The sequence below is a fragment of the Clostridioides sp. ES-S-0049-02 genome, from assembly GCF_020658465.1.
In the GTDB taxonomy this organism is placed as follows: domain Bacteria; phylum Bacillota; class Clostridia; order Peptostreptococcales; family Peptostreptococcaceae; genus Clostridioides.
The window spans coordinates 1-5,340 of sequence record NZ_JACVWG010000032.1 but is presented as its reverse complement, the minus strand read 5'-3'; the positions used below and the strand labels follow the sequence as shown (position 1 = coordinate 5,340).

Here is a 5,340-nt window from a genome sequence, read left to right as displayed (position 1 = left end):
TTCTAGTTACAAATGGATTCGCAAAGTATAATTTAAAGGTTAATGAACTAAAAAATACTCTTGATGGTGTATTTCTTAAAGGTATGGGTGGAAGTGTTTCAGAGGAATTTTCTCAAATAAATGCTACTGCTAAAGAAATCAAACTAGAAGTAGCTAGAGTTGATGGTGTAACTAAAACAAATGCTGCTGAAATTAAATTAACTAAAGATGATATTTCTATGATAGTTACAAGAAATTCAGATAGTGCTATCGTAGGAATTAAGCCAGACAAAATTCAATTTGGGTTTAATGATATATCTGATTATGTTGTAATAAACAGAAGTGGTTTAATAGTTAATAGAGGAAGCCTTGCATGTAATGCAATAACATCTGTTGATGATGACAATGCAATTATAAGCTTTTTTAGTGATAGTAAAAATTCATTTGCTATAGATGCAAGACCAAGTGATGGATATGAGAGACGTTCTGCGTTTCGTTTTAAATACAATAGTGGTAATTATTTTTTCGTTGAAAGTGGTAAGGCTGCTATATATGTAAATGCATATGAGAATTATATATTCGGTTCAAATAAGGCAAAACTTGGAGCAAATAAAATAGATGTCGGTTCTGATGGATATACAAGAATGGATTTGACAAGAGGAAGTTTTAGACTTTATACATCAGCAGATGATTGGGGCGATGATAATGGTATAGTAATCTGGGAAAGAGGTGCTATTTCTTTCATGATAAATGGGGAAGAAAAACAACAATTTTCCAGAAGTGGCTCTAAAACTGCTGGTAGTATAGAAATAAATGGTACAACATTTGGTATGTCTCCAGTTGATAGTCCTAAATTTTTAATTGAAGATGTTTTATTCGATATAGAGGTTGAAGAAACTGGCACAATAATAAAACTAAATAATATATTTGCTCAAAGTATATTAAAATTTGCAGTATTTAGCTCTAATGCTAACTGTGAAGTTATAGAAAAAGGGAACAACTATTTTAAGGTAAAAGGCTATACTGGGGAATGTGATTTTAGAGTAATAGGAAAAAGAAAAGGTTATGAACATACATATTACAAAATAATGGGTGGTGAAGAACAGCATGGCGATTGGCAAGAGTAAGTTATTAGCAACAGGTCAGCAGGTTTACTATTGGAGAATATCAACTGTAAATATCTCTTATAGTAATAAAATGGCTCAAATAAAAGTAGCAGGATATATCTCAGAAGATGCTAGAAGAGAAGGCTTAGATGCGGTTGAGTATGAGAATATATCTGTCTTGGAAGATAATTTTGATAATTATTTTGGAGTTAATACACTAGATACAATAGGTAGTAATCCACTTCAATCTGGATACAATTATTTAAAAGAAAATATAGACAAATTTAAAGATTCTTTGGATATATAGGAGGAGAATAAAATGGAAGTAAATATACAAAATGCATATACAATAGCAGTAGAGGAAATAAAGAATTTGCATAGTGAGCTTATATTACATAAAGCTTTAAACATGCAGTATCAAGAAGAAATAAATAGTCTTAAAAAAGAGTTAGAAGAAGCAAAACAAAATAAAGAACAGTAGGATGTGATACTTTGAAAAATTATGAAATAAAGAATCATACCATAGAGGTCGACTTTAGTAATTATAGGATAAACAAAAGATTACTAGACTATTTTATTTATAATGAAAATGATGTAAAAACAGCTTATATTGAAGCAATATTAAAAAATAAAGATGAAATAATAGATTTATCTGAATACGATAGAGTTTTAGTTAGCATTACAAAAAGCGATGGGTTTAAAGTCAATGGTGAATGTGAAGTTGTAGATGCAGAAAATGGTGTTGTAGAGATAGAACTTAGTAGGCAGGCATTAGCTAGTGTTGGTATAAATACATTTCAATTATCTCTTGTAAAAGGAAATACTCTTATTAATACTACTAATCTTTTTTATAGAGTTGAAGAGGGAATGATAAATGATGATGATTTGACTAGCACAGATGAATATGGAGTCTTATTAGTCCTAATATCTCAGGCTGAGGAAATTATAAAGAATAATAAGGAATTGACTAAAAGAGTTGAACAACTTGAAATAACTATATTGGGAAATGAAGAAGTTAGAGATAAAGCAGAGCAGATTAGAATTTATAATGAGGACTTAAGAAATTTACAAGAAGACGATAGAGAGTTTAATGAATTAACACGTCAAAATCAAGAAGCTAATCGTGAAGAATCCATTCAGAACATGCAAATCCAAGTTGATGATAAATTAACTGATTGCCAATTACAACTTGATGAAATGATAGATGCTAAATCTGAAGAAATAGATGATATTGTAGTAGATAAAATGATTGATGTTCAAGCTCAGACAGATAAGAAGTTTCAGGACTTAGATACTAGAGCTAATAACACTTTTAATTATTATGATAAAACATTTGAAGATAAACTTACAGATAATCAAGAGCAAATTGACTACAAACTTGATGAAGTAAATCAGGTTATATCTGATGTTGAAGATTGTATTGATACAAGTACTTTAAAATTAGATACTAAAATAAAAGAAGTAGATGACAAAATAGTAGAAGTAAATACTGCTAAAACAGATATGACAACTACTGTTAGTAATAAAATAACTGAGTTTGAGAATAGATTTGAGGAATTAGAAAGTCTTGATGCTAGAGGCGAGTTGATACAAGCAAGAGAAACAATTGATGGCAATGTAAAAAACACTCTGAAAGAAAGATTGACTTATGATTTTGAAAAGGTCAATGAGAAAATAGCTGAGATGACTTCTGCTGCAACTAATGTAGCCTTTAGTAAGTCTTATGTTGAATCTGATTGGGTATCTGATGGAGAATACTTTAAACTTACAGTTAACCATAATCTTGTTACAGAAAATATATTTGTAGCGATACTAGATGAAGCAACTAAGAAAAGTATGACTAATTCTTATACTGTAGTTGATTCTAATACAATAGAAATTTTTAATGAAAGTAATATAGATGTAAAAGTGACTGTTGTAAATGGTAATACAAATAAAGAAGTTATAACGGCTACAATAAACGATAATATAACAACACTAGATAGTACTTATTCTAGTGTTAAAATTGATTCAAAAATAGGTGTAAACGAATTAAGCACAAATGCTAAAAACCTAACAGATGCAGTTAATGAACTTTTTCAATCTGTCAGTAATGGAAAGGAATTAATCGCTACTGCTATTACTGACAAAAAAGTACCAACTAATAGTAGTGATACATTTCAAACTATGGCAAGTAATATTAGTAGTATAAAACAAATGCCAGATATGCCTGATGATGTTGAAGAAGTTTGGTGTTTTTACAATGATTCAAGTGTAAATTCAGTATGCGTAGATTCTAAAGATAATATTTATAATGCTAGTAGTGATATGTCAGTTAAGAAAATATCTTCATTAGGAAAAGAAATATGGAGATTTACAAAGCATACACATTTTGTGAATTCAGTAACAGTAGATTCTGATCTTAATGTTTATAGTGGTGGGGTTGACAGAATCTTAAGAAAAATATCTTCTTCTGGAGATGAAATATGGTCTTTTTCAGGTTTTAAAAACAATATAACATCTATATGTATTGATTTAGATAATCATATAATAGTTGGAATTGCAGATAGTAGTCTGGTTAAAGTATCATATGAAGCGACAAAAATATGGGAATACACAGAAAACACTAACAGTATATTATCAATAGATGTAGATTCCGCTAATAATTATTATATTGGAAGTGCTGATGAGAGTATAAGAAAGTTATCTAAAAACGGATCATTAATATGGAGTTATATGGACAACATGGGTTCAGTTCATTCAGTGTGTATTGATTCTAACAATAATCTAATAAGTGGTGGAAACGATAAGATTATAAGAAAGTTTAATTCTAATGGCGAGATAATCTGGAAATCTATAAGCCTTTCTACTATATTTTCTTTAACAGTTAATAATGAAAATGAAATATACTGTGGATGTGATGATAAAACTATAAAAAAGATATCTCATGATGGATTAAAAATATATGAATTTATGGTACACACTAATCGAGTAAAAACTGTAACTTTAGATAGTAAAAACAACATACTAAGTGGTAGTAGTGACAATACCTTAAAAAAATTTCAACAAAATTTAGGTATTCTAGTTACAAAAGATAACCAAAGCGAAATACATAAGGTAACTAAACTAGATACTATTGTGAAAGAGGTTTTACCTGCACCTACTGAAGTATGGGATAAAATCCAAGGTGGTTATGTATATTCAATATGTATAGACCTAAATAATAATATTATTAGTGGAAATTATGATAGAATAGTAAAAAAAATATCTCCAACTGGAGAAGAAATTTGGAGTTATAAAGGTCATGAAAGTGGTGTATATTCAGTATGTGTAGATTTACAGAATAATATATATAGTTGTAGTAGTGATATTACTTTGAGAAAAATATCTTCAAGTGGTGCTGAAATTTGGAGATTTACTGGGCATACAGGTACTGTACGTTCAGTATGTGTAGACTTGCAAGGTAATATAATAAGTGGTAGTGCTGATTTTAAAGTAAGAAAAATATCTTCAAGTGGTGCTGAAATTTGGAGATTTACTGGGCATACAGATACTGTACGTTCAGTATGTACAGATTCACAAGATAATATAGTAAGTGGTAGTGCTGATGATACAGTAAGAAAACTGTCAACAAATGGTGCTGAAATTTGGAGTTATAAAGAATATGAAAGTTCTGTAAACTCAGTATGTACAGATTCACAAGATAATATAGTAAGTGGTAATGGTAATTTTAAAGTAAGAAAGATATCTTCAACTGGAGAAGAAATTTGGAGTTATAAAGGACATGAAAGTGGTGTATATTCAGTATGTGTAGATTTACAGAATAATATATATAGTGGAGGCAATGATAATACCATTAGAAAAATATCTTCTAATGGAACAGAAATTTGGAAATATTCAAACTACAAAGATTGGGTATTGAGTATATGTATTGATTTAGAAAATAATATAATTACTGGAGATAGAAGTAGCTTAATAAAAAAACTACAAAACACACATACAGTACAAAAAGTAGCTTATTATAATTAAAATTTAGGAGGAAATAAAATGCAAAAATATTTAACAGGATTAGAACACAAAGAAGGAAATATATATAAGGTGAATTTAATACACAATATGCCTTTTGACCAAACATATGGGTTAAATAAATCAGCTCAAGAATTAGAATTAAGTGGAGTGTTGGTCGATGAAGTAGTAGAAGCAGAACAAAGAGAAGGTTTTGCACCTATTATGTATGTAGACAAGACAACAAAAGAGATTACATATGAGTATGTGG

At 29.2% G+C, this 5,340-nt stretch carries 4 protein-coding genes and 1 pseudogene; all 5 read left to right on the top strand.

Annotated elements, in window-relative coordinates; all coding sequences use genetic code 11:
- Window positions 1-1,106, top strand: a pseudogene (locus tag IC213_RS20115) (tail fiber domain-containing protein); the annotation flags it as partial.
- Window positions 1,087-1,392, top strand: a complete 306-nt coding sequence (locus tag IC213_RS20110; RefSeq protein WP_227863560.1) for a hypothetical protein — start codon at window positions 1,087-1,089, stop codon at window positions 1,390-1,392. The pseudogene IC213_RS20115 and the gene IC213_RS20110, both read left to right, overlap by 20 nt.
- A gap of 12 nt (window positions 1,393-1,404) precedes the next feature.
- On the top strand, window positions 1,405-1,566 hold the full coding sequence (locus IC213_RS20105) for a hypothetical protein (protein ID WP_227863559.1): 162 nt from the start codon (window positions 1,405-1,407) through the stop codon (window positions 1,564-1,566).
- A gap of 11 nt (window positions 1,567-1,577) precedes the next feature.
- Window positions 1,578-5,093: a PQQ-binding-like beta-propeller repeat protein gene (locus IC213_RS20100; RefSeq protein WP_227863558.1), complete on the top strand. Its 3,516-nt coding sequence runs from the start codon at window positions 1,578-1,580 to the stop codon at window positions 5,091-5,093.
- Window positions 5,094-5,111: 18 nt separating this feature from the next.
- The coding region (locus IC213_RS20095) for a hypothetical protein (RefSeq protein ID WP_413927315.1) at window positions 5,112-5,340 on the top strand (229 nt) is incomplete at its 3' end.

Bases quoted from the DNA above. Each gene is read 5' to 3' on its own strand.
- IC213_RS20110 (WP_227863560.1), top strand. From the start codon at position 1,087: ATGGCGATTGGCAAGAGTAAGTTATTAGCAACAGGTCAGCAGGTTTAC.
- IC213_RS20105 (WP_227863559.1), top strand. From the start codon at position 1,405: ATGGAAGTAAATATACAAAATGCATATACAATAGCAGTAGAGGAAATA.